Here is a 23159-nt window from a genome sequence, read left to right as displayed (position 1 = left end):
GGCTGCGCTCCAGCGACCTGACGGCAGGGTTTCCTTTCGGTCTATAACGTGATCCCGAACCGCTCGAAATCGGTGCGAATCTCCGGGGCCACTTTCAGCGCCGCAGCCATGTCGGCTGCCGACTTATCCTTGTCGCCTTTGCGGGCCCAGGCCACGCCCCGGCCGAACAGCGAAAATGCCATATGCGGGTATTTGGCCAATGCCTTGTCATAGTCGGCAATCGCATCGTCGAGCCTTCCGAGGCGCAACAAGACGAGCCCTCTGCTATCCAGATAAGCGGCTATGCCCGGCGCCTTGTTCAAGGCGGTGTTGCAATCCGCCAACGCGGCTTCAAGCTCTATTCCCGCCTTTGCCTTCGACCAGCACATGTTGTTGAAATCGACGGCTTCCGTGGCTTTGGCGCGAGCACTGGTAAAATCCGCCGCCGCGCGTTTTGCATCACCCGATCGGGCATAGGCGATCCCGCGGTCGGTAAGGAGTTCGGCGTTCCCCGGTGATTTATCGATTGCCGAAGTATATGTCACGACAGCTCCCGCGAAGTCACCCTTGTCGATCTGCGCCTCGGCCTTTGCGGTGAGCACATCTTCGTCGTTCGGATCCAGTCTCGCGGCGGCATCGAGGTCAGCCTGACGACCGGCAATATCGGCTTTGGGGCGCATCAGTCTGCGATTCAGATAGATATAGGCCTCGGGCTTGATCGCGATTGCCCGATCATAAGCCTTCATCGCTTCCGCATCCTGGTGGAAAGCAGCGAACAGATTGGCGGCGGTGACATGCGCAAAGGCAATATCCGGGTTGGCAGCTTCGACTGCCACTGCTTCCTTCAGTGCGTCGTCGTTCTTGCCCTGATTCCGCAGGATGTTTGCCCGCAAAAGATAGAGGTCGATCCATTTCGGGTTGATTTTCAACGCCGCCGCCGCGTCCTGCAGGGCCGCTTCGTCATTCCCCGCAGCCTTGTTGGCTTCAGCGCGATGCCCCAGGTCGAAGGGATTGCCCGGATCAATGCCCAATGACTTTGTATAGGCTGCTACGGCCTCCTGAGGTGGGCCCTTGCGCTGCGCGATCATGCCGCGTCCCCGCCAGGTTCCCCCGTTGTTTGGATCGATCGCGGCAGCCGCGTCGAGATCCTTGGCAGCGAGGTCGAGATCGCCTTTCCAGACGCGTGCGATACCCCTGTTTGCTATGGCCCACGCATTCTTCGGATCAAGTGCGCTTGCCTGGTCAAAGTCCTTGATCGCCTCGTCTTGGCGGTTTCGGTCAAGCAACAGAACGCCTCGATCGAGATATTCTTGCGCGGTCGTCGGTGTAGCGGCGATCAGTAAATCCGCCTCTTTCTCGGTCGGCTTGTAGCCCGGGGGCTTGCGCAGGTAGGTGGTCTGGCTGGCGAGTTCACGGAGTTTGGCCTGGGCGGCGGCGGCGTCCTTCGCGGGGAATTCCGGCGCGACACTTCGTTCCGTCACCTCGATCGAGAATACCGCTGTCTCGACCTTGGACTGCCGATGATATTCGATACCGGCGACCGTCTGGTTCACGTCGCTCTTCAGTGCGGACCTGACACCGGCAAAGCTGGGAGGGAGAAGGATGGTTTCGGTCGATCGCTGATAATAGGGGTACGGCACGGCAAACGGCGCGTTCTGGTCCTGGGTCGCCGCCCGGGCGAAGTCGGCCTTGTACCCAACCCCGGTTCCGTCCGTCTCGTACCAGCCGCTGCTCCAGTCCATCTTGGCCAGTCCATCCATTGAGAGGCGCAGCTCGCCGGACTTGGGATCGAAGGCCGAACTGGCGGATGTCATATCGACAAAGTCGTATTGCTCCTTCCAATAGTCGCGCAGCATGGAGGTTCGCGCATCGCCGACGAGATTGGCCAGCGAAGCATTCATGGCAACGGCGCCGTCACCGCGAATGATCGTTTCGACCTTGAATGGCGCCGGAATGGTCAAGCCTGCGGTCGCGTCGATCCGGATCGAAACATCGCGTGTCGGCACCTCCAATGGTGTCGGCACCATCCGCACCAGCGCTGCGCCCGCCGGCACGAACGGGAGGCCCCATCCGAACGCCGGTATTGCCAGCCTGTCGAGACTGGTGTCGCCGGAGCGTGTGCCGTCGAGCCAATAGATCTTGCCGGCAATCGTGGCGCGAACAAGGACATGGTTGAACAGCCCGATCATCGGCAACCGGGCATCCATGCCGTCACCGAAGATGGTGCTGACCGCGACCGGTTCTGCCTGGATATCCATGGCGTGCAACAGCGCGAGCAGAAGAGCGGTCTTGCCCTTGCAGTCGCCGTAGCGGCGAGACCATGTCGCCTCCGCATCCGCAGGAACCAGGCCCCCGGCTCCCATCGCCAGCGCGACGTACCGGATCCGGTCCTGGACGAGTGCGAGTGCCGCTTCGGCCTGTGCCTTCGGATCGCGCGATACGCCGCGGATCCGCTCCAGTTCCGTACGCAACGGGCCTTGCGCCGGCACTGTCGCTGCCTTCTCGTAAAGCGGCGCCATCAATGCCCCGAGATCGGCCCATGAAGCGAAGTCTGTCATCTCGGCCAGCCGGCCGATGCGATAGCGGACAGGGGCGCCCTTGGGCGGGATGATCGGCTTCACGTCGTCGAGCAGTATCTCGACGGAGGTGCTCTCGCCTATCTTGACCGGCTTGAAGGCGGGCAAGGAAGGAGTCTGCCGAAGCCGCGTTTTCATCCCGTTCGGCCATTGCATGCGCAGGTGCGCGCGACCGATCGGGGTGCCGTCCCAATTGGCCCCGATCTGTTCGACATGACCTTTCAGTACCGGGTCGCTGGAGGAAACCGATATCGCGAATTCCAGCACGTCTCCGACCTGAAGGCCTTCGGGCTGGATATTCGCGGTGAGAACGCCGTCCAGTGTTGCGCTCTCCAGATTCTGCTCCCGCCGGATGACGGTGAAAGTCTGTCCGGAGGCGAGAACGTCGATGGTCTGGTCGCCACGCCGGATCACGAGCCTGTGCACCGTGAGTTCCTCGGTGTCGGGGCGCCACGGGAAGGATATGTTGCCGACGGTAAGGCCCTGCGGCGTCTGTATCTTCAGGGCCATCTGGGAATACACGGTCTGCCGGCCAGGCTGTAAATCGACCTGCTGGTCTGACAGCAGCAGCTGGACCGGCGCCTCGTCGGTCTTTGGGGGCGTGGATGGCAGGCTGACCGGCCTCACCCATGCAGGGGCCGGGGCAATCAGTGGTTTGTCACCCGCATAGGCTGGGCTTGTCAGCGCACCCGACACCGCGAGCGCACCAAGAAAAGCTCTCATCTGTCTACCCCCTCGACCGGACTGATGTCTGTCGAGACTATCGCCGGATGCTCGCATCCTGGATCATCATCCGACAGGCATGCAAGAACATCTGCCGCCATCTCGACTTGGTCATTCGTGATCGTGCCGGTCCGCAGCGAGCCACATGACAGGCGCGTCGCCGGGCGCCCATGATGCCAGACGCGCCATCGCCCGCTCGAACAACGGGGAGGCAATATGGTCCGCGAGCCAGCGTTGCACCCCCGGCAATGGCCGGGTGTCGAACCATATTCTGTCGACCGAGGCGAATTGCCGCACGAACGGCATGATCGCGATGTCGGCAAGCGACCGCGCCTCGCCGCACAGGTTCCTGCCGACGGCCAGCCGTTCCTCCAGCTCCCTCAACAGCATCGCACCGGCCAGGCGATGCTCCTCCGGGTTCGCATTGTGCCGGTCGGCATATTTGTACCGGTCGAGATGATGCTTGAACCGGTCGTCGAATGTCGCGATCAGCGCTGTATCGTCACCCGTCAGCCAGTCCTCCGGATCGGCGCGCCGGAGAGCCCAGCGCATGATGTCGAGGCTTTCGTCGATCACCTGTCCATCAGCCAGGACGAGGACCGGGACGGTTCCCTTGGGAGAGGCGGCGATCATCTCCACCGGCTTGTTTCGCAGGATGATCTCGCGAATCTCGATCCGGGCGCCGCTCACCAGCAACGCCATGCGCGCGCGCATCGCATAGGGGCATCGCCGGAAGCTGTAGAGAATATCCATTCGCGTCAGCGCGCATGCAATCGCGCCAGCGCGATGCCGGCGAGATTTTGCGACCGCTTGATGTGCCGGATTCGCGGCGGGTTCGCGGCGGATGTGATGGCGCGGAATTCCTCCAGATGCCGGATATTGCCGCCGCGGCATTTCGCGGTTCCGTTGGCCTGGTTCACGACGGCAGCGGAATCCCCGATGAACACCACGTCGGTCAGGCCAAACTCCCGCGCCAGGCCGACCGCGTGGATCAGGGCAAGCCATTCAGCATCCATCCCGGTTCCCGGCCCGAGGTCGCGCTGGATATGGGCCTTCCCGCCGATAACGACCGCGATTTCCATTCCTTGGGGGGCAGGGCGACATCCGCCATCGAAGAATATTTTGACGCGGGATGTCATGCGGGGCTCACCGTTATGCCATTTCGGCGCGGGCGCAATGTCGCCAAGCGCTAGTCATCTGGAACTGAAGTAAGTTACATTGTATGCTGATCCTGCCTGAACGACGGGAGCAAGCGAGATGGGGCGAGGTCGGCCTGTTGAGGTCCTGATTTTGACGGCGGATGAGCGCGACTATCTGGAGCGGCAGGTACGACGCCATCGGGTGACGCGCTCGCTATCGGAGCGTTGCCGTATCGTTTTGCGCTGCGCCGATGGCCTGCAAAGCAAGCGAGTGGCAGCGGAACTGGGCGTTAGCGAGCATATGGTCGGCAAGTGGCGTCGGCGGTTTGTGCACGAGCGCATCGATGGGTTACTCGATGAGCCACGATCCGGCCGCCCTCGCTCGATCGACGACGATGCTGTCGCGGCGGTGATCGAACGGACGTTGCGAACGCTACCCGCCGATGCGACGCACTGGTCGATCCGTTCCATGGCGGCGTCCGCTGGTCACTCCCATACGACGATCCGCCGGATGTGGAACGCCTTTGGGCTGCAACCCCACCGGGCGGAGACGTTCAAGCTGTCGACCGATCCGCTGTTCGTCGACAAGGTCAGAGACATTGTCGGCCTTTATCTTTCGCCGCCGACCCATGCCCTGATCCTGTGCGTCGACGAGAAGTCGCAGATCCAGGCGCTCGACCGTGAGCAACCCGTGTTGCCGATGATGCCCGGCATGCCCGAGCGACGCACGAACACCTATGTTCGGCATGGTACGACGTCGTTGTTTGCCGCCCTCGACATCGCCACCGGCGCAGTGATCGGCAAATGCTACAAGCGGCATCGGGCAACCGAGTTTCTCGATTTTCTCAAACAGATCGACGGCAATGTTCCAGACGGCCTCGACGTTCATATTGTCATGGACAATTATGCCACCCACAAGACGCCGACGATCAAGGCCTGGTTAGCGCGCAGGCCGCACTATCACGTCCATTTCACCCCAACATCGGCGTCGTGGATCAATCAGGTCGAGCGCTGGTTCGCCGAGCTCACCCGCAAGCAAATCCAGCGCGGTGTTCACACCTCAACTGCCCAGTTGGAAGCCGATATCCGCAGCTTCATCGAGCGGCATAATGCCAACCCAAAACCCTTCCGATGGACAAAATCCGCTGACGATATCCTCGCCGCGATCAAACGATTCTGCCAAAAGACCGAGCAAAATTTATGTCCCGAACTTTAGATTCAGATGACTAGGATGCCGCCCGGATTGTCGTGGGCGGGTCCGGTACCGGCGCGGTGACGACGGTAAACCGGCGCAGGACGATCCGGTTGCGACCCTCCTGCTTCGCGGCATAGAGCGCCTGGTCGGCAAGCCGGTAAAGCTGCTGGAAATCGCTCGGCATAGGCGCTTCGGCGACACCGATGCTCGCCGTCACCGGTCGCTCGCCGATCGACCCGCGATGGTCGCATGCGGCGATCTCGAGGCGGACATTGTCGGCGAAGCGGGCGAGCGCAAACCCCTCGATCCCGGCGATCATCAGGGCGAACTCCTCACCGCCGAGCCGGGCGACCGCGCACATCGGGCCTTCCCATCGTTCAAGCCTCCTGGCGATACAGCGCAGCACCATGTCGCCCGCCTCATGGCCATGGGCATCGTTGACCGATTTGAAGCGGTCGATATCGATCAGCAGCAGGGCGGCCGGTGCGCCTTCCGATCGGACCGGGTCGAGCAGCGGCGCGATCGTCTCGACGAAACCGCGCCTGTTGCGCAGCCCGGTGAGCGGGTCGCGCCGCGCGAGCTCGTTCGCCCGTGCCTCGGCGGCACGGGCATGGTCGCGCTCGATGCGAAGCCGCGCAAACCGCCTGGTCGCGACGATCGACAGCCACAGCGTCTGCCATGCCGCGGCCAGCAGGATCAGCAGTTTCGAACCACCGCCCCAGAGGCCGCTGTCGACATTCGCGATCTGGATGAACCCCAATGTCGCCATCGGCAGCGACCAGGCACCGGCGAAATCGCGAGCCTCGGCGCTGCCGTGGCGCCAGGCCCAGGTAAGGCAGGCTGCCACGGCCAGCAGATCGGCCAGGATGAGCAAGCTCGCCAAGCTCGCCAGCGAATCGATGCCCGCGCCGCGGACAAGGGAGAGCGGGATGCCGAGCAGCGCGATGCCGCCGCCCAGCGCGAGTGTAGCCCTTCTCGCCAGGCGTGGCAGGTCGGCCGGGCCGAGCGAGGTGACGACGCTGGTCGTCGCCAGGGCGATCGCAAGGCACGCGAGGAAGGTGCAGGTCTGCGCTGAGATCGTCCCCGCCATGCCCGGGACGGCGATCAGGTGTATTTCCGACCAGATCACCCCCCAGAGCAGCATGCACCCCGCCCAGCCGCCGTGCCAGGCAAGGAACTGCCGCCGAACCGAGATGGCGAGCGACAGGTTGTAGATCACGCCGATCAGCAGCAGCGTCAGCGCGGCGCCGATCGCCGCCGCCAGCGCTGCCGATTGCACGCCGCTCTCGCCCCGCGTCATCAGCCGGGCGTGAAGGAGGTTGTGGCTGGCAAGGGCATCGAACCGCAAAGTCATCGCAACGAGCGGCGCGTTCCGGGCGGGTGCCTCAAAGGCGATCTGTCCGCCCGTCCGCCAATGCGATCCATAGTCGCCGCTGCTGACCTGCTGCCGCTGTTCGGTGCCGTCGGCATAGGAAAATGTCACCGCGAGCCTGTCGAAGCGCGAATGATGGACCATCAGCACGATGTCGTTGCGATCGACCGGCAATCGTCTGAGATCGGCGCGCAGCCAGAGGCTGCTGTGCTGATAACCGGCCGGGGAACCGCCGCAGTGGAAACGCAGCGACGGGAGGCTGTCGTCCGCTTGTTGCCGCCCGGTGACGGCATGACAAAGCGATCCATCCAGGAGCGGTGTGTCAGCGGCAACCGGAAGCGACCAGCACGCGGCGGCGATGCCGAACACGGCCAGCAGCACGCGTGCCGCGACGGCCCGACATGAATCCCCAATCCCGCTCATGCTTCACATTATGCACCGATCGGATGAGAAAAGTCTTACCCCGCACGCTGCGCCGAGGTTCGCTTTCCTCCGGGGGAATATCGATGCCCACGACAGGGCAGCAAAAAAGGCCGCCCCTTTCGGGACGGCCTTTCCATTGTCAGCCGGTCACGGCTGGGAAATCAGGCGCGCAAAGCCCCCGCGCTGGAGGTCGTGCTCACATGATCCGCCATGGCCGGCGTGTGACAATGAGACATCTGACCACCTCCTTTCCGTTGTTGAACAAGGCCTTGGATATGGGGTGCACACGCCGGCGATCAAGGCGTGGAATATCGGGCGCCGTGCCGCCGCCATGGGTTGCTGTCGAAATCATCCTTTCCCTGCCGGCGAAGCTGGATCGTCCGCTGAATCGACATATCTATATCATTGCGCCCTCCGCGCTTCCGAATGCCGCGCGACGGCGCATGCGCGGGCGTGACACCGCCCGGCGGCTGTGAAAGGATGTGGCGATCATGAAGCGCGAGGAGAGACGTCATGACGATGGGCCAGTTCCACGCGGCAACGCATCAGTGATTGCCGCTATCGCGGCAGGGGTGGCGGTGCTGGCCGGCGGGCTGGTGCTGTTCTCGCGCTTCGCCGCGCGCCGGATCGAGCGGGAGGTGCCGCCCGACGGCCAGTTCGTCACCATCCACGGCACCCGCCTTCACTATGTCGATCGCGGCCACGGGCCCGCCATCGTGATGATCCACGGGCTTGGCGGCCAGATCCGCAATTTCGGCTATGCCCTCGCCGACCGGCTCGTCGCCGATCATCGCGTCATCCTCGTCGACCGGCCCGGATCGGGCTATTCGGCGGCCGGGCCTTCCGCGGGCATCGCGGTGCAGGCGCGGCTGATCGCCGGATTGATCGAGATGCTGCAACTGGATCATCCGCTGATCGTCGGTCATTCGCTGGGCGGCGCGGTCGCACTGGCATTGGCCCTCGATCATCCCGACAAGGTCGGCGGCCTGGCGCTGGTCGCACCGCTTACCCAGCCGGAAGGCGCTGTGCCCGCTGCGTTTCGCGGCATTGCGATCAACTCGCCCGCGGTGCGCCGCGCGGTCGCCTTGACGCTGGCTACGCCGCTCGGCCTGCTCTCCGGCGACAAGGGCGCGGTGGCGGTGTTCGCGCCGGAGCCGGTCGCGGCCGATTTCGGGACGCTGGGTGGCGGGCGGCTCGTGCTGCGGCCCGGCGCCTTCCATGCTGCCTCGACCGATCTGGCGGCCGCCCGTACCGACATGGCCGGGCTGGCGGCCCGCTATCCCGATCTGGCGGTGCCCGTCGCGATCCTGTTCGGCCGGCAGGATGAAATCCTCGATCCCACGCTGCATGGCGGCCGGATCGCCGCTGATGTGCCGCGTGTCGAACTGACCTTGATCGACGGCGGGCACATGATCCTGATCACCGCGGCCGAGACGGTGGCGCTTTGGATAAGGGGGCGGATCGGCGCGACCTGAGGCACCGCCGATATGGAGGATTCGTTAATCAATGCAGCTTAGGCTGGCGGTCCATGAAGTTCGTGCTCGCCGCCATCCTGATGCTGGTCCTGGGGGACCTCGCGTTCGCCCATGGTGCGAATACCGCCATGCTCACCGGTGCCGTCACGCGCTTTTTCCATTCGGCCGGAGACGAAGGCCGCTCCTCCATCTTCTCGCGCTGAGCAGCAGTACCCGGACCTGACTCCCCGGGGGAGAGAGCGTGTCGGAACGCCGTCGGGCGGGAGAAGAGTGGGCCGGAGATGCGGTTCTATCCCCGGCCCATCCCACCACCGTAAAAGGAAGCGCTTCCAAATCGGTCGGCGTCGGACAGTATAGCCATTTTGGGGATAATATGGATTAGGTAGTTTTCCGGGTCGATTCCGCCCCCGGGAAAAACGGGGGAAGCGCAGGCGCCCCGCCGCTAAACGCTTGCCCTCCCGCGCCCGGATCAGCCAAGGGCAGGCGCATGACGTTTCAGGTAGATATGGGAACGGACGGCACGGGCAAAACAGTCCATGTCGATCTGGAGGAGCTGCTCGCCACGCGCCTGCTCGTCCAGGGCAATTCGGGCTCGGGAAAATCCTATCTCCTGCGCCGGCTGATGGAGCGCAGCGCCGGCCAGGTGCAGCAGATCGTGATCGACCCCGAAGGCGATTTCGTCACTCTCGCGCCCTATGGCCATGTCGCGATCGAGGCGGTCGATTATGCGGTGGGCGAGATCACGCGCTTCGCCGCGCGCTGCCGCGAGCATCGCACCTCCGTGGTGCTCAGCCTCGAGGGCCTGGAGATGGAAGGGCAGATGCGCTGCGCCGCCGCCTTCCTCAACGGGCTGTTCGATGCCCCGCGCGAACATTGGTACCCGGCGCTGGTGGTGGTGGACGAGGCGCAGATCTTCGCCCCCGCGGCCGGTGCCGAGGTGAGCGAGGAGGTGCGCCGCGCCTCGCTCTCCGCCATGGCGAACCTGATGTCGCGCGGTCGCAAGCGCGGCCTTGCCGGCATCATCGCGACCCAGCGCCTCGCCAAGCTCAGCAAGAATGTCGCCGCGGAGGCGAGCAACTTCTTGATGGGCCGCACCTTCCTCGACATCGACATGGCGCGCGCCGCCGACCTGCTCGGCATGGAGCGCCGCCAGGCCGAATCGATCCGCGACCTTTCGCGCGGCACGTTCCTTGGCCTCGGCCCTGCCATCGCGCGCCGGCCGGTGATGGTGAAGATCGGCGCGGTCGAGACCAGCGCGCGCAGTTCCAGCCCGGTCCTGACCCCGCTACCCCAGGCCCCGTCCGACGACATGATGACCTTCCTGCGCGAAGGCATCGAGGAACCGCCCAGCACCCTGTTCCCGCTGCTGCCGCCGGGCGTCTCGCCCGCGCCGCGCACGCCGCCGGCCGCGCAACTGTTGCAGGATCTCGCCGCGACGCCGCCGCGCGAACATGACAGCGCGCCGGAACAGTCGCTCGAGGAGTTGGAGGAGGTGATCGTCCAGGTGCTTCGCGCGATCATGGACGATCCCGAGGCGACGCTGCGCACGGCCGCCGTGCTGTTCCAGGATTTCCAGGTCCGCTGCCGCATGGCGGGGGTGAAGCGGTCTCCGCTCGATCCGTCGGCCTTCGCCCGCCGCCTCGCCGCGGCGCGCGCGGGCATTTTCGACCGGCTCGACGACGAATGGCAACAGGCGCTCGAACAGGCGAACGACCTGCCCGACGACATGCTCGGGGCCTTCCTGCTGGTCGCCCGCGCGGCGCGCGAGGGCGAACCCTGCCCAAGCGACGAGGATGTGGCGCGCACCTACGGCACCAGCTCGCTCGGCCGCGCACGGCGGGTGATGAGTTATATCGAGGGACGCAACATCTTCGTCACGCGCGTCGATCTGTCGGGCAAACGCTCGATCACCATCCCCGGCCTTGGCTGGACGACTGCCGCGGCCGAGGTGGGGTAAGGAGAGTTTCGTCGCGCCGTTCCTGAAGGGCGAGTTCGGAAGTCCAGCGCACCAGTCGCTGGAGTATCAGTATCAGATGCCGACAAGGCATATCCGCTCGTCCCGCGTAGTCATCGAGCCTGCCGAGATGGCGTATCGAGGGACCAAAGTTTCGCGCGCCACCTATGCCCCAATACCGGTTGCTGATCCGGGTTGTCTGCTTGGTCGATACTCTTCGCGGACGACGGTTGATGATGCCGACTCCCGTCGCGCTGCTTTGAGAATTCTGCCCGTATCACGCGCTCTCTGGCTCACGAATCATGACATTTTTGTCATGTTGCCGTCACCGCCGCGGCGAGCCCCTCCGCATAGCCTCCCCTGCAGCCGACTGTATCGGCGGGAGAAAATGCCATGATCCGTACATCGTTGTTTGCCCTTGCCTCGCTCGCGTTGCTCACTGGCACGCCGGGCCTCGCCGCGTCCTGCAAGGATGCCAAGGGCAAGTTCGTGAAATGCCCGACCGCCGTCGCCGCACCGGCTGTCGTCGCCGCCGGCGTCACCAAGGACGCGAAGGGCAAATGCCACATCGCATCGGGTCCGAAAAAGGGCCAGTTCACCAAGTGCAAATAAGCGGGGCGGTTTAAAGCCCTTTGCGCGCCACGCCCGGGTTGGCCCCGGTGCGTGGCGTTTTCGCATCTATCGCTTCTTCTTTTCCGTGCAGCGTACCACGGTATAGTCCATCTTCAGCCGGCTCGGCCCGTTCGCGCAATCGGGCGGGCTGTCGAGGTGGAGCAGCATCACTCCCTTGTCGGCCGGCAACGGTGCGGCATCGGGTGCGAGCAGCTTGCGCAGCGCCGCGCGGCCCTCAGGCGTGGCGACATAGGCGCTGTGCCCGATCGGCGTGCCCGGAATGTCGGTCCCGTCGATCACGGTCAACTCGCCGGGTGCGCCGCGCGGGACGGGATAGCAGCGTGGCTGGGCGATGGCTGGGCCCCTGCGGCGCTGCAGGCGGAAGGCACAGCCGACATCGCCGGCGCGGGGATTGCCATGCACCGCCCAGCTGCTGCGCAACGCCAGGTCATGCCCGGAGGCGAACAACGCGATGCGCCGCCCCGGCTGGACGATATCGGGCGACACGTCGCGATCGAACAATTCCCGGTCCATGTCGGGTGCCGCGAGCACGACGGTGCGGACCCGCGCCGCCAGATCGGGCGCGCTCGCCTGGAGGTGGCGCAGCCCGTCGATCGCGATGCGACCGCCCATCGAATGCGACACCAGCACGACATCCGGGGCGATCCGCGCCAGATCGGCAAGCGCCGCGTCGAAGGATGGTTGGGTCCAGCGGGCATTCTCCTCGTCCCAGCCATATTTGGCCAGGGCATGCTGCGACGGCCAGAGGAACGCGACCACCGGTCCGTCGAAACGCGCCGCCATGGCGACCTGGTCAGCCATCGAGAGCGCGTGCGCGGGCGTGGTGTTATAACCATGGACATAAAGCAGGACGCGGCCTTTCACATTTCCTCCCGCCTGCAGGTCGCGCCGCAGCCGGTCCCGCCACTGGGCCGCCGCCGACAGAGTGAGTTCGGGCAGGACGGGAGTGCCCTGGGTCGCCATGCCGTAACGAACCGGATCGGACGGTGCCTCGCCATAAGGATGGAAGCTGCCCCGCAGGACGCTGAGCGACAAGGGCACGCCCGCCGCGCAGTCGGGCATGCCGGTGGCGACGAAATAGACCGGGTCCTTCGCCGCCGCGGGATCGGTGGTCTGCCCGGCGCAGGTGCCGGCGGCCGGGCCATAGGCCGGCGGAATGGTGATGCAGGCGGAAAGGGGGAGGGCAGCAAGGGTCGCCGCTAACGCCAGGAATCGCTTCGTCATGTCTTTGTTCTCGCCGCGCACGCCGTCCGGCCGTGCTTTGACATTCATTCGCCCCTCGGTGAAGGGGGCCCGGGCAGAGAAGGCACGATCTCGCCGCCCTGGCCGCATCCGTTGTCGGCGCAGCTCAGTTCTTGAAGCAGTGCTCGCGGTGCCACTGCAGGAAATGTGGGTGCGGCCGATCGGCCGGGCGAAGCGGCGGCAGGGCATGGCCGCTCTTGTTGATCATCGCATTCACGCCGTCGGGATCGTTGATCTGGCGGGAGACGAGGATCTTCAGGTCATCGTCCAGGCCGATCAGCCCGCGATCGAACATCCAGTGCACGGTGCCGGAAAGGGCTAGCCCGTTGTTGATGATGTCCGGCCCGCTCGCCTCGACCGGCCGGATATGCGCCGCCTGCACCTCGGCACGGCCGCCGCCGTTGATCAGCTTCAGGCCAGTGATGGCACAACGCTCGTCATAGGCGCGCAGCACGACGCGGCGGAAGATTTGCTTCCGCACGATGCGCGATCCGTAATAGCTGATGCGATCGCGTTCCTGCTCGAACGGGAAGGGCACCCGTTCATCCTGCACGAAATTGTCGGAAGTTGAAGAAAGAGCGGGATCGTCGTCGCGCGGCAGCAGCCTGTCGTCTCCGCCGAGTCCAAGCTCGATGATGCGATTGAAATCGGCCGCGGAGAGCGGCCGAACCGCCGATTGCGCGCGGCCGGATATGGCGCCGGCCTCGTTCAACAGGCCGCGCTCGACCGGATCGCCGGGGCTGCCGAAGGGCACGGCGTCGGGGAACTCCAGATAGCTGCCCGGCTCGATCAGCGCGATGTACATGCCCGGCGCGGCGGGATCCGGGATGATCTGCCTGACCTTGGCAGCCGCGAAATAGCCGCGTGTCCCGCGCACCTTGCGCGGCTCGTAATAGAGGATCCAGTCACCGACGGTCTGCTGGGCGCGGGTCAGATAGGGGCGGGGGAATTGATAGCGCTCGGCGGGACTGTCTTCGTAGATCGAGTCTGCTCGGTGGATGAAGACGCCGAAGGCCATCCCCGAGCTATAGAGGGGAACTTCGCGAGGCCAAGCGTTCGCGGGTTTCCACGGTGAAATCTCAGCGAGATCGGCATCTCCGTGCATATGATATGCACGTTCTCGCACGTTCTTGCGCATTGACTCGGCAAAACATGCACGATAGTGCGCGTTTATGACGATAGAGGTTCCACTCGCCCGCAGAGATGACATCGCGGCGCGGCTTGCGGCCGGGCAACCGGTATCGGCGCCGGCGCTTGCCGTTGAGTTCGACGTTTCGGAGGACGCCGTCCGACGCGATCTTCGGGCGCTCGCCGCCCAGGGCCTGTGCCGGCGCGTATATGGCGGCGCATTGCCGATATCCCCCGGCGCTGTGCCGATGTCCGCCCGTGCTGTCGCTGACCAGGAAGTAAAACGGCTTCTCGCGGGCGCGGCGGCGAAAACGGTTCAGCCCGGCGAGTTTCTCTTCCTCGACAGCGGGAGCACCAACCTCGCGCTGGTCGAGTTCCTGCCCGAGGATGCAGACCTTACCGTCGCGACCAATTCAGTGGACATCGCCGCCGCGATTCTCCGTCGCCAGGATATCCGGCTCATCGTGATTGGCGGCATGGCCGACCCGGTGGTGGGCGGATGTATCGACGCTGTCGCCGTGCAGGCGCTTGTCCGGATGCGGTTCGACCGCGCCTTCATCGGCGCCTGCGCCATCTCGGATGACGGCGTCGGTGCCGAGCATTTCGAGGACGCCAGCTTCAAGCGGGTTGTCCTCGCATCGTCGGCATGCTCGCTCATATTGATCACGAACGACAAGATCGGCAAAGCAGCGGCGCATCTCGTCGCTTCCGCCGAGCAGATCGACATGGTGATCATCGAATCCAGCGCGACGGCCCTGCAACGCGCTGCACTCGATGCCGCGGGCTGCCGCACTATCCTTGTCGCTGGCCAAGCCTGATCTCGCCCGGAGCAATGTCGATGATTTCCGCCGATCGACCGGCCACTCGGCTGGCGACCCGCCTTGCTTTCCTGGTGGCCGGCTTCGGCATCGCCTGCTGGGCGCCATTGGTGCCGTTCGCGAAGCAGCGACTGGCGGTGGATGACGCGACGCTCGGGCTGCTCCTTCTTTGCATCGGGGCAGGCTCGGTCGCGGCGATGATCGCCACTGGTCCGCTCAGCGCCCGGTACGGCAGCAAGCCGGTGATCGTCGGTAGTGGAATGGCGCTGGCCTGTGTCCTGCCGTTCCTCTCGGTAGCGGCGACCCCATTGGCGCTCGGCATCGTCCTGCTGCTGTTCGGCGGCGCGCTCGGCTCGCTCGACGTGGCAATGAACATTCATGCGGTCGAAGTGGAAAGCGCGGCGCAGCGACCCCTCATGTCGGGCTTCCACGCACTGTTCAGCATCGGCGGCTTCGCTGGTTCAGCGACGATGACATTGTTGCTGTCATTGAAGATCGCGGCGCTGGTCGGCAGCCTGATCTGCTCGGCCCTGATGGCCGTCGCGATGCTGATTGCCTGGCCGCGCCTGCTCTCGTCCGCCCGTGTCGACGAAGGGCCGCTATTCGTACGCCCTCAAGGTATCGTGCTGTTGCTGGCGGTGCTGGCGATGGTCACATTCCTTGCCGAAGGGGCGATGCTCGACTGGAGTGCGTTGCTGATCACCCAGGCCTCGCTGGTCGACACCCGCATGGGCGGTGTCGGCTACATCCTGTTCTCGATCACGATGACGGCCGGCCGGCTGTTCGGCGATCGCCTGACCGCCCGGCTTGGCGACTATCGCACGCTGCTGGGCGGCGGCTTGCTGGCGGCCCTCGGGTTCGTTCTGATTCTCGCTTCGCCTGTCGCCCCTGCGGCGCTCGCCGGGTTCCTGCTGATCGGGCTGGGCGCATCCAATATCGTGCCGGTCCTGTTCCGCCTCGCCGGTTCGCAAAAGAGCATGCCACCCGCACAGGCGATCGGGGCGCTGACGACATTGGGCTATGCGGGCATTCTTGTCGGGCCGGCCGCCATCGGGTTCGTCGCAAAGGCTGTTGGCCTGCCCGTCGCCTTCTGGGTCCTGGCCGCGCTCCTGCTTCTCGTGCCCGCGAACGCGCGGCGCGTGACGCGGAAATAGCCTGCCTCATGCGGTGACCTTTGGGAGTTCGGCCGGAATAGGGCGGGCGGGATAAAGAAAGCGGCGCGGGGTGACCGTTCTTCCAGTGAATGGCCAATTGTTTGGACAAGTCCTGACGTAAAAATCAACCGGTTCGGATGTTAAATACGGTATCAATATCACCCTGCTTGTCTAGATGGCTTTGCAACGGGAAGAGAATGGTGTGCTGCGGCCAGTCAACTGCTGAAAGTGGTGCAACATTTCATAGCGAGTGAGTCTTCGATTGTTGTAATGGTGACGGCGCGCTGGTGAGTATCAATGTCGCCAACAGATGATCCATTTGACATAGTGGAGAGAGTTTTCGGTTGGATAACCGCATGCGCGGGGTCGACCATTCTCGTCGCCGTGTCGATCGGGTGCGCATCGGCCCAGGCGCAGGAGGTGTCGCCCCCCGGTTCCGGCCATTCGGACATCATTGTCACAGGCCGCCGGCCGCCAAATGCGCCAGGCTCAGTCGAGGATCGATACGCCGCCGACAGCATCCGGTCATTGGGCGCCATGACGATCGGCGAGGTTATCGAACGCCTTGAACGCCGCAATGGCGGACGCCCCTTTTCGATCATCGTGAACGGCCGCAGGCTGGCGGACATCTCGGATCTTCGCGACGTTCCCCCGGAGGCGCTGGCCGAGATCCAGATTCTGTCGAACAGGAGCGCCGGAAACTATGGCTTCACGCCGGAGAACAAGGTCCTGAACCTTGTCCTCAAGCCCCGTTTTGCCTCGACGACCGCCGACCTTGGAGTGCGCTTGCCCACGGAGGGTGGGGGCGACGACGCGACCGCTGCCCTGCGCCACATCAAGATCGACCAGGAGAAGCGCTTCAATGCTTCTGTATCCCTGCAGGGAAATACCGGGCTGGACGGCCGCGACCGCATCGCCCTTCTCGAAGGTGGAGCGAACGATGCGCTGACTCCCTATCGCACCTTGCTGCCGTCGAGCAGAGCGGCCTCCCTTACGGCCGGGCTGGCGCTGCCCCTTGGTTCCACCAGCGTGACAATATCCGCGGCGCTTTCCGATTCGCTGTCGCGGCAGCTTGCCAGATTCACGCTGGTGGAGCCTGGGGAAGGGAATGTCGGGGCTGGCGGCAATTCAGCGCAATCCATCACGGCGCGCGGCGTGATCGATGCGTCGCGCACGCGTTTCTACCAGATCGGCCTCAGCGCCTCCGGTGCGCTGAAGCGCATCACCTGGGCGGGCGAACTTACCGGCTCCGTCACGGTCTCCCGGACAGGCAGCCAGCTTTCCCGGCAGGAAATCACCGGCCTTTCGGCTGATGGGGATCTGGCGGCTCTTCCTGCGAGCTATGTGCCGCTCGCCATCTCGTCCAGCAGCGGCACCCTGGGGGCCGCCCTGAGCGCGAATGCGCCCCTGGTGTCGCTGCCTGCCGGCGACCTGGCCGCCAATATGAGGCTGAGCGGCTCGCTCCAGCGCCTCGTATCGACGAACGGCGGGATTCAGCCGTCACGGCAGGTGGCCGGACAGGGGCGGTATCGGGGGCATCTCGGGTTTGACGTGCCGGTCGTCGGCCCGGGCGTGCCCCTTGGCGGTTTCCTGGGGCGGGTCGCGCTGTCGGCGAGCGCCGATTCCGAATGGGTAAGTTCCGCCGGCCGATACCCGAGCTATGATGCCAGCGTCGAATGGCAGCCGGCCGATTTCCTCTCGCTCAGCCTGGGCCGGAGCCGCGCCGAGGCGCCGCCCGTCCTCAACCGGAGCCGGGATGCTATTGTCTATACGCCAGGTGTGCTGGTGGTCGACACGCTGACCGGCGACTATGTTCTGGTGACGCGCATATCCGGGGGCGAAACCCGTCTGCGCGCCGTGTCGGAAGATATGTCGACGCTCCGCCTCAGCCTGAGCAAGGCCGTCGGGTCGACCAATATCTCCGCCACGACTGAATATATATCGTCAAGGATCGCCAACCCGGTCGTCTATACCGGCTATGCGAGCGCGCTGTTTCAGCGCGTATTCCCCGGCCGGTTCACAAGAGATGGTGCCGGTCAGCTCGTCTCCATAGATGTGCGCCCGTTCAACGCGTCCGAGGAACGGCGCAACATCCTGAAATCCAATCTGCACCTCACCGGCACCTTAGGTGCGACAGGTGGTGGCGCACCCGCTTTGGCGGACAATCGCGCGATCACCTGGGATTTCAGCGTCACGCACGAATTGACATTGCAGGACACGCTGAGCCCTTCCGCCGGCGCGGCTGGCATCGATCTGCTGAAGACCCCCCTTGATGGCGTCCAGGGCACACCGCGGCACAGGATCAACATTGAGGTGGATGCCTCCTATCGGGCCTTCACGTTCCAGCTCGGCGCGCGGTGGAGATCGGGGGCTCGCGTGGAGGATATCTCGGCCTTGGCTCCCTATTCGATCCGATACGCCGCTTTTGGCACCGCGGACGCAGGGATGTCCTGGACGCTTCCGCAAAAGGATTCGAAACCGGACCGGTCGAAACCGCTTCGCCTCTGGCTGACAGTCGAGAACCTGTTCGACAAACGGTTCTCGGTGCGAGATTCCAACGGGCAGGTCCCCGCAGCATTCAGCCCTGCATTCCTTGACCCGACAGGTCGTGTCATCGTCATTCGGGCAAGCCGCGCATTGTGACCGCGTGGAGGGGGCGTCATCCGGCCAGGATGCGACTTGGGCGACAGCCGGTCTTTTCGAATTGGTCCCGTAACAAGATTTCCGGTATTCCCATTTTCTCAAAGCATTGTTCTGGCTGATCTGGATCAGCTTTGGTCGTAAATTATTATCGCCACATCGGTTTATATAATTTCTGCAATATATATTAGCGTTGACTCCAATTTGGTAGCGATATCCTCCACTGTCGTCCCAAAAAAGTCGTAACATGTGTTTTCAATCGAGTTCGTCTCTGGCATTTACTTGAATGCTATTGCAGCATAACCGAGAGGATATTCACCATGAGGACTTTGTCTGTCGTTGCCGGTATTGTCGCCCTGTTGTCGAGCGCGCCTGCATTCGCTTCGTCCGTGTCGATGACATTCCAGAATGTCGGGACGGCCACGATGGTGCCGAACGGCGTGAACACCTGTGGCGTCTTCGCGCCGACACCAGCGAACATCCTGGCCGGCGCGACCTCGCCCACCTCCAGCACGAATTGCGGCACGACCTCGGCCGCGCACGTGACCTACAAGATCGGTACGAAGCAGTGCGTCTTCCATATCTCGACCATCTACACGCCAGCGAATCCGCTGACCGGCGCATCGGCCTATTGGACCCCGAACGCCTCGACGACCGCGAGCGGCAGCGCGACCTGCAAGGTCGTCAGCCAGGATATCTCGCAGATCTTCACGAACGGCAATTTCGCGGCGGTCTTTTCAATGAAGTAAGTCGAATGGGGCGTGCGGCGCGCGCCCCATTCACTTCTTTTTATAGAGATCGGCTTAGTATTTTGTTTCGGTAATGGCCTATGGGCAAGTGCAGGCGGAGGGCGCGTGAGTATTTCAACGACCGGCGTCGGATTCAATCGCTCCGGCATCGCGCTGGGTACGACAGCCTCCAAATACGCCGCGCTTGCGCCGTCGGCGTCAAGAACCAACGACGCGGCGAAAACATCCGCCATGGATACCGGTGATGTCGTTCAGATCTCCGACGCTGCGAAGGCGGCCGCGGCGGCGCTTCAGAAGCCCAGCCCGGCTGACAATGCAATTGCGGCCCGAAGCAAGCTGGATGCATTGTACGCGGATGCCAAATCGGACGGCACCTTCATCACCTTCGACACGGCAAAGGGTGGCCGCCAGCTCGATATGAGTGCGCTTAGCGACGAGGAACTGGCAGCGATCGCTGTCGATCATGGCGGTTCCTTCTCGCAAGACGAATCGAACGATGCGGCCGGCTGGCTCAACCTGCGCCTGGCGAAGACCCTCCAGCCGTTCCAGAACGCCACGATGAACGGCGATCGCCGTGCGCATGCAATGACGCTGAACGCGCTCTACGACAGTGCCAGCCAGGATGTGCGGGACGCGCTTGGCTGGACGCCGGCGATGCGAAGCGAGGGCGACACCCTGCTGTCCGGCGACACCGCGCGCTTCGGCAAGCTGGACTGGCCGTCGATCTTCGGCAATCTTCGGGACGCTTCGAACAACGGCGGCATGGCCTATAAGGGGTGAGCGTGCGGCCCTGGACCGGGGCCTCATTCCACAGCTTCAGTTCCGGATGCGGCGCCCCGATATAAAAAACGGCGCAGGGTCTCCCCTGCGCCGCTTCATCGATCAGCCCGTCGGCTGGATCAGTTCCTCCGCTTTTTCTTCTTGCCCGTGTCCGCCGGCTCGTCGGTGGGCGTGCTGGCGGTAGTTGCCGACGAATCGGCCGGCGCCGTGGTTGTCGTGCTGTCCGGTGCGGGTGCCGGCGTCGTCGCCTCGGGCGCCGGCGGCTGGCTCATGGGGTCGGCCGTTGGCGCATTGGTTGTCGGCGGGCTGCTCGGCGGCACCTGCTGCGCGGTGGCGGGCAGGGCGATGGCAAGCGCGGCACCGGCGACGGCAGTACTCAAGATCCTGATATTCATGGCTGTTATCCTCTCGATATTGGGCCCCTGTGCCCAGGGACATGGGGCAGGGCTTTAGTCGTTTCGACCCTGAGTCGGTGGAGCGAGCCACTTGCGGGGCGTGCGGAATTCACCGGATCGGTTCGTCCCACGTGTCGGCTCGCTTCGTCGTACGACGTCGCCCGCGTCAGCGCAGATCGCGGTACAGGTCCTCCGCCGACTCCTCCGCCCCGCGCCGATTCCGGTGCAGATCCTCCCACACCTCCAGCTTCATCGACCGGAAATTCGCCAGGCACACCGCGTCGCCTGCATCGGGTGAGCGGCCGAGCATCGCCTTCATCTCGTCCTTCGACCGCACCAGGATGCCGCGCGCCGTCACGCTCCAGTGATAGGCCGCCAGGTCGGCGCGCAATGTCGCATCGTCGGGCAGGGCGATCGGGTCGGCCCCTTGCGGGTCGATCGCCTCGCGCAGACGCCACACCATCTCGGCGCGCATATTGGCGAATTTCAGCCGCCCGTCAGAGGTTCCGGCGGCGCTGGCGGCGGCGGCATTGACCGCGACGGTCTGCACGCCATTCTCGGTGAGGAAATTCGCGGTGGTCAGGCCCCATCCGATTACATCGACATGGACCACGGCCCGGTCGCGCCGGTGGCGGATGACATGGCCGGCGGTAACGGGCCCGCCAGCTTCCTGCGGGATCTCGCGCCCGGGAATGCGGATCAGCGGGGCGAACCAGCCGCCGTGCCGGCACGCGATGACGAAAGCGTCGCGGCCGCCCACCGCGACGTCGACGCCCATCGAGTCCATTGCCGGCATCGGATCGCCCGGGGAATCGCACGGCCGCCAGCGTGCCATCGCCGCGTCGATCCAGGCGGTGGGGATGACCTGCCAGTCGTCGTCCTCAACCCCGGCCGCGAAATCGCCGTTGAGCATCTGCGAGCGTAGCGGTTCAGGCATCGCCTGGAGCGTGTCGATGTAGCCGGTACGCAGATAGAAGAAATTGTCGGTCACCCGGCTCGGCACGAAGGTGCGCGATCGCGGCGTGATGATCTTCTCCGCGCCGAAATCGGCCGGGTCGAAATCATAGAGCGGCTGGTGCCGGAAGATCACGAAGGGTTCGGCGCGCGGCACCTCCACGTCCCGCCCGCGGATGGTGGTGAACCAGCGAAGCTCGCCTGGTTCGGCCGGGTTGGAATGGTTCCTGTCGAGCCAGGGCCCGAAGAAATCGAGCACCCAGCGGCCCTCCGCGCTGGTCGGCGGGTTGAACGTCATCAGCACCCGGGCGCGCTGGCCCGGGTCGCTGGTCCGTGCCCAGCCCATGGTGAAGCGCACCTGCGCCTCGCGCATCTCGGTCACCTCGTCATAGGCGATCAGGTCGTGCGCACGGCCCTGCCATTTGTGGTGATCGCCCGGATTGTCGAGCCCGCCGAACTCGATCAGGCGGCCGCCGTCTGGGGCCGGAATCCTCCACACCGATTTCTGCGCGGCATAGCCCCTGGTCGAGCCTAGGATCTCCCCGATGCGCTGGACGATGCCGTCGGTCTGCGCCTTCTCCCGCCGCAGGATCAGCGACCGGCGGTGCCGGGTGAGCGCCAGCCCGGCGACCAGATCGGATTTGCCGCCGCCCGCCGCGCCGCCATAGCCGGTGATGTCGGCCGCGCTATCGAGCGCGCGCATCTGGGCGCCGGGCTGCGGCCGCCACGGGCAGGCCCGGGCATCGGCGGCGAGCAGTGTGGCGATCTCGGCCCGTTCCTCCGGTGTGGCGCGGGCGAGCAGGCCGTCGAGCGCGGCGGGATCAGTCGGGATCATCGATGTCGTCGCCATGTCCGATCAGGTCGGGCTCGCGCGCGCTGATGGTGGTGAGGAGCGAGGCAAGCCGCGCGGCGATCGCGACCGGCTCTGCCGCCGTCTGGCTGCCGCCTTCGCCGCCGCCGTCGCTCGCGGTCATTCCGGCGATGCCGCCGCCGGTAGCCGCGCTCCCGGCCGCGCCATAGCGCCGGGGGTCCCAGTGCGCGAGCACCCGCAAGCGCGTATCGATGCGCAGCTTGGACCGGGCGATACTGTCCGGGTTGCGGACCGGCGGGTCCTTCTCCTCGGCGTCAGCTCGCATCACCCAGTCGTTGCGGCTGTCATCGGCGATCTCGAGCATCTCCTCCGCGATCGCATCGAAGCCGATCGCGCGTGCCCAGGCCATGCGGTGCGCGAAATCCTCGTCCTTCATCCAGTCATAGACGGTGGATCGGCCCACCTGCAGTGCCCGGCACAGCTCCCGCAAGGTGCGGCCACCGGCGATGCCGGTCAGCAACTTCTCCTCCATGCTCGCGCTGCGCCTCGTCATCGCCCGTGGTTAGGGGAGGACGTCGCAGGATTGAATCGAGGGGCTTGCGAAACGTTGAGGGCAGTTGTTGCGATGGTCAGCCCATATCGCGTGGGTTAACGGACATGGTGAGCACGGGCAGGTGAGGCGCGTCGGGTTGCATATCTCCGGTGCATCGGCTTTCAGCGGAATCTTGGAAGTGCGCGTCGCACGAAGATCTTTTCGGTGCCGAAACCGGGGCCGCTCACTGACACACGATATTCCTGTCCCGCTTCCATCTTCGCCTTTGACGAGCCTTGGTAGTGCGGAGGAATCTCGGGGTAGACGATCTTGCTTCTACAATTCTCGGCATCTTCCACCTCGAGTAGTAGGGAGATCATCCAAACATCGGGGATGGCAAAACCGGATTTTCCGGGAGCTACGCGCGATACATCGATACTTTTGATACAGGGCGGGTGCTTGCTCCCATCGTCCGTTTCGATGCTTA

Annotated in this window: 19 protein-coding genes; 10 read left to right on the top strand and 9 right to left on the bottom strand. The window is 64.6% G+C overall.

Annotated features, from left to right (window positions below; translation table 11 throughout):
• Positions 1-41: 41 nt before the first annotated feature.
• From P0Y59_15165 to P0Y59_15155, 3 genes are all read right to left on the bottom strand, one after another.
• Positions 42-3251 (bottom strand): tetratricopeptide repeat protein, encoded by a 3210-nt coding sequence (locus P0Y59_15165; GenBank protein WEJ98283.1) that lies wholly within the window; start codon positions 3249-3251, stop codon positions 42-44.
• 138 nt (positions 3252-3389) lie between these two features.
• Positions 3390-4031 (bottom strand): glutathione S-transferase, encoded by a 642-nt coding sequence (locus P0Y59_15160; GenBank protein WEJ98282.1) that lies wholly within the window; start codon positions 4029-4031, stop codon positions 3390-3392.
• Positions 4032-4036: 5 nt separating this feature from the next.
• Positions 4037-4360: a reverse transcriptase-like protein gene (locus P0Y59_15155; protein ID WEJ98281.1), complete on the bottom strand. Its 324-nt coding sequence runs from the start codon at positions 4358-4360 to the stop codon at positions 4037-4039.
• Positions 4361-4535: 175 nt separating this feature from the next.
• Between P0Y59_15155 and P0Y59_15150 the strand changes: the two genes are divergently transcribed.
• Positions 4536-5633: an IS630 family transposase gene (locus tag P0Y59_15150; protein ID WEJ98280.1), complete on the top strand. Its 1098-nt coding sequence runs from the start codon at positions 4536-4538 to the stop codon at positions 5631-5633.
• 10 nt (positions 5634-5643) lie between these two features.
• On the opposite strand, the gene P0Y59_15145 is transcribed toward P0Y59_15150, so the two are convergent.
• Positions 5644-7407, bottom strand: coding sequence for a GGDEF domain-containing protein (locus P0Y59_15145; protein ID WEJ98279.1), 1764 nt, complete (start codon positions 7405-7407; stop codon positions 5644-5646).
• Positions 7408-7898: 491 nt separating this feature from the next.
• Here P0Y59_15145 and P0Y59_15140 point away from each other — a divergent pair, with 491 nt between their 5' ends.
• The 4 genes from P0Y59_15140 (at position 7899) to P0Y59_15125 (ending at position 11448) form a co-directional block, all read left to right on the top strand.
• Entirely contained in the window at positions 7899-8882 is a 984-nt protein-coding gene (locus P0Y59_15140) for an alpha/beta fold hydrolase (GenBank protein WEJ98278.1), read from the top strand.
• 53 nt (positions 8883-8935) lie between these two features.
• Positions 8936-9085, top strand: a complete 150-nt coding sequence (locus P0Y59_15135) for a hypothetical protein (protein WEJ98277.1) — start codon at positions 8936-8938, stop codon at positions 9083-9085.
• Positions 9086-9369: 284 nt separating this feature from the next.
• Entirely contained in the window at positions 9370-10839 is a 1470-nt protein-coding gene (locus P0Y59_15130; GenBank protein ID WEJ98276.1) for a DUF87 domain-containing protein, read from the top strand.
• A 390-nt stretch (positions 10840-11229) separates the two neighbouring features.
• Positions 11230-11448 carry a hypothetical protein gene (locus tag P0Y59_15125; protein ID WEJ98275.1) on the top strand — a complete coding sequence of 73 codons (219 nt, stop codon included), beginning with the start codon at positions 11230-11232 and terminating at the stop codon, positions 11446-11448.
• Positions 11449-11514: 66 nt separating this feature from the next.
• Here P0Y59_15125 and P0Y59_15120 read toward each other — a convergent pair whose 3' ends face one another.
• Both P0Y59_15120 and P0Y59_15115 read right to left on the bottom strand, forming a co-directional pair.
• Complete coding sequence (locus tag P0Y59_15120; protein WEJ98274.1) at positions 11515-12693, bottom strand: alpha/beta hydrolase; 1179 nt, start codon at positions 12691-12693, stop codon at positions 11515-11517.
• Between the two features lie 124 nt (positions 12694-12817).
• Positions 12818-13729 (bottom strand): HNH endonuclease, encoded by a 912-nt coding sequence (locus tag P0Y59_15115; GenBank protein WEJ98273.1) that lies wholly within the window; start codon positions 13727-13729, stop codon positions 12818-12820.
• A 154-nt stretch (positions 13730-13883) separates the two neighbouring features.
• Here P0Y59_15115 and P0Y59_15110 point away from each other — a divergent pair, with 154 nt between their 5' ends.
• From P0Y59_15110 to P0Y59_15090, 5 genes are all read left to right on the top strand, one after another.
• Complete coding sequence (locus P0Y59_15110; GenBank protein ID WEJ98272.1) at positions 13884-14657, top strand: DeoR/GlpR family DNA-binding transcription regulator; 774 nt, start codon at positions 13884-13886, stop codon at positions 14655-14657.
• A 14-nt stretch (positions 14658-14671) separates the two neighbouring features.
• Complete coding sequence (locus tag P0Y59_15105) at positions 14672-15811, top strand: MFS transporter (GenBank protein WEJ98271.1); 1140 nt, start codon at positions 14672-14674, stop codon at positions 15809-15811.
• A 537-nt stretch (positions 15812-16348) separates the two neighbouring features.
• On the top strand, positions 16349-18454 hold the full coding sequence (locus P0Y59_15100; protein WEJ98270.1) for a TonB-dependent receptor: 2106 nt from the start codon (positions 16349-16351) through the stop codon (positions 18452-18454).
• Positions 18455-18771: 317 nt separating this feature from the next.
• A complete protein-coding gene (locus P0Y59_15095; protein ID WEJ98269.1) occupies positions 18772-19200 on the top strand; it encodes a hypothetical protein in 429 nt (142 codons plus the stop codon).
• Between the two features lie 105 nt (positions 19201-19305).
• Positions 19306-19980: a hypothetical protein gene (locus P0Y59_15090; GenBank protein WEJ98268.1), complete on the top strand. Its 675-nt coding sequence runs from the start codon at positions 19306-19308 to the stop codon at positions 19978-19980.
• A gap of 119 nt (positions 19981-20099) precedes the next feature.
• Here the strand turns inward: P0Y59_15090 and P0Y59_15085 are convergent, their stop codons facing one another.
• The 3 genes from P0Y59_15085 to P0Y59_15075 all read right to left on the bottom strand — a co-directional run bounded on the left by P0Y59_15085 (position 20100) and on the right by P0Y59_15075 (position 22693).
• The gene (locus P0Y59_15085) at positions 20100-20375 is read right to left on the bottom strand and encodes a hypothetical protein (protein WEJ98267.1); all 276 of its coding nucleotides are present in this window, start codon (positions 20373-20375) and stop codon (positions 20100-20102) included.
• Positions 20376-20541: 166 nt separating this feature from the next.
• Positions 20542-22179, bottom strand: coding sequence for a terminase family protein (locus tag P0Y59_15080; protein ID WEJ98266.1), 1638 nt, complete (start codon positions 22177-22179; stop codon positions 20542-20544).
• Positions 22151-22693 (bottom strand): hypothetical protein, encoded by a 543-nt coding sequence (locus tag P0Y59_15075; protein WEJ98265.1) that lies wholly within the window; start codon positions 22691-22693, stop codon positions 22151-22153. Before P0Y59_15075 ends, P0Y59_15080 begins: the two co-directional genes overlap by 29 nt.
• Between the last annotated feature and the right edge of the window lie 466 nt (positions 22694-23159).

Origin of the sequence: Candidatus Sphingomonas phytovorans, from assembly GCA_029202385.1 — a bacterium.
Taxonomy (GTDB): domain Bacteria; phylum Pseudomonadota; class Alphaproteobacteria; order Sphingomonadales; family Sphingomonadaceae; genus Sphingomonas; species Sphingomonas phytovorans.
Note: the sequence above shows the minus strand (reverse complement) of the source record. Positions and strands in the feature narration are given on the sequence as shown.

Bases quoted from the DNA above. Each gene is read 5' to 3' on its own strand.
- P0Y59_15140 (WEJ98278.1), top strand. From the start codon at position 7,899: ATGAAGCGCGAGGAGAGACGTCATGACGATGGGCCAGTTCCACGCGGC.
- P0Y59_15085 (WEJ98267.1), bottom strand. From the start codon at position 20,375: ATGAATATCAGGATCTTGAGTACTGCCGTCGCCGGTGCCGCGCTTGCC.
- P0Y59_15125 (WEJ98275.1), top strand. From the start codon at position 11,230: ATGATCCGTACATCGTTGTTTGCCCTTGCCTCGCTCGCGTTGCTCACT.
- P0Y59_15160 (WEJ98282.1), bottom strand. From the start codon at position 4,031: ATGGATATTCTCTACAGCTTCCGGCGATGCCCCTATGCGATGCGCGCG.
- P0Y59_15135 (WEJ98277.1), top strand. From the start codon at position 8,936: ATGAAGTTCGTGCTCGCCGCCATCCTGATGCTGGTCCTGGGGGACCTC.
- P0Y59_15150 (WEJ98280.1), top strand. From the start codon at position 4,536: ATGGGGCGAGGTCGGCCTGTTGAGGTCCTGATTTTGACGGCGGATGAG.
- P0Y59_15155 (WEJ98281.1), bottom strand. From the start codon at position 4,360: ATGGAAATCGCGGTCGTTATCGGCGGGAAGGCCCATATCCAGCGCGAC.
- P0Y59_15095 (WEJ98269.1), top strand. From the start codon at position 18,772: ATGAGGACTTTGTCTGTCGTTGCCGGTATTGTCGCCCTGTTGTCGAGC.
- P0Y59_15100 (WEJ98270.1), top strand. From the start codon at position 16,349: ATGACGATCGGCGAGGTTATCGAACGCCTTGAACGCCGCAATGGCGGA.
- P0Y59_15080 (WEJ98266.1), bottom strand. From the start codon at position 22,179: ATGGCGACGACATCGATGATCCCGACTGATCCCGCCGCGCTCGACGGC.
- P0Y59_15120 (WEJ98274.1), bottom strand. From the start codon at position 12,693: ATGACGAAGCGATTCCTGGCGTTAGCGGCGACCCTTGCTGCCCTCCCC.
- P0Y59_15105 (WEJ98271.1), top strand. From the start codon at position 14,672: ATGTCGATGATTTCCGCCGATCGACCGGCCACTCGGCTGGCGACCCGC.
- P0Y59_15110 (WEJ98272.1), top strand. From the start codon at position 13,884: ATGACGATAGAGGTTCCACTCGCCCGCAGAGATGACATCGCGGCGCGG.
- P0Y59_15075 (WEJ98265.1), bottom strand. From the start codon at position 22,693: ATGACGAGGCGCAGCGCGAGCATGGAGGAGAAGTTGCTGACCGGCATC.
- P0Y59_15130 (WEJ98276.1), top strand. From the start codon at position 9,370: ATGACGTTTCAGGTAGATATGGGAACGGACGGCACGGGCAAAACAGTC.
- P0Y59_15115 (WEJ98273.1), bottom strand. From the start codon at position 13,729: ATGGCCTTCGGCGTCTTCATCCACCGAGCAGACTCGATCTACGAAGAC.
- P0Y59_15145 (WEJ98279.1), bottom strand. From the start codon at position 7,407: ATGAGCGGGATTGGGGATTCATGTCGGGCCGTCGCGGCACGCGTGCTG.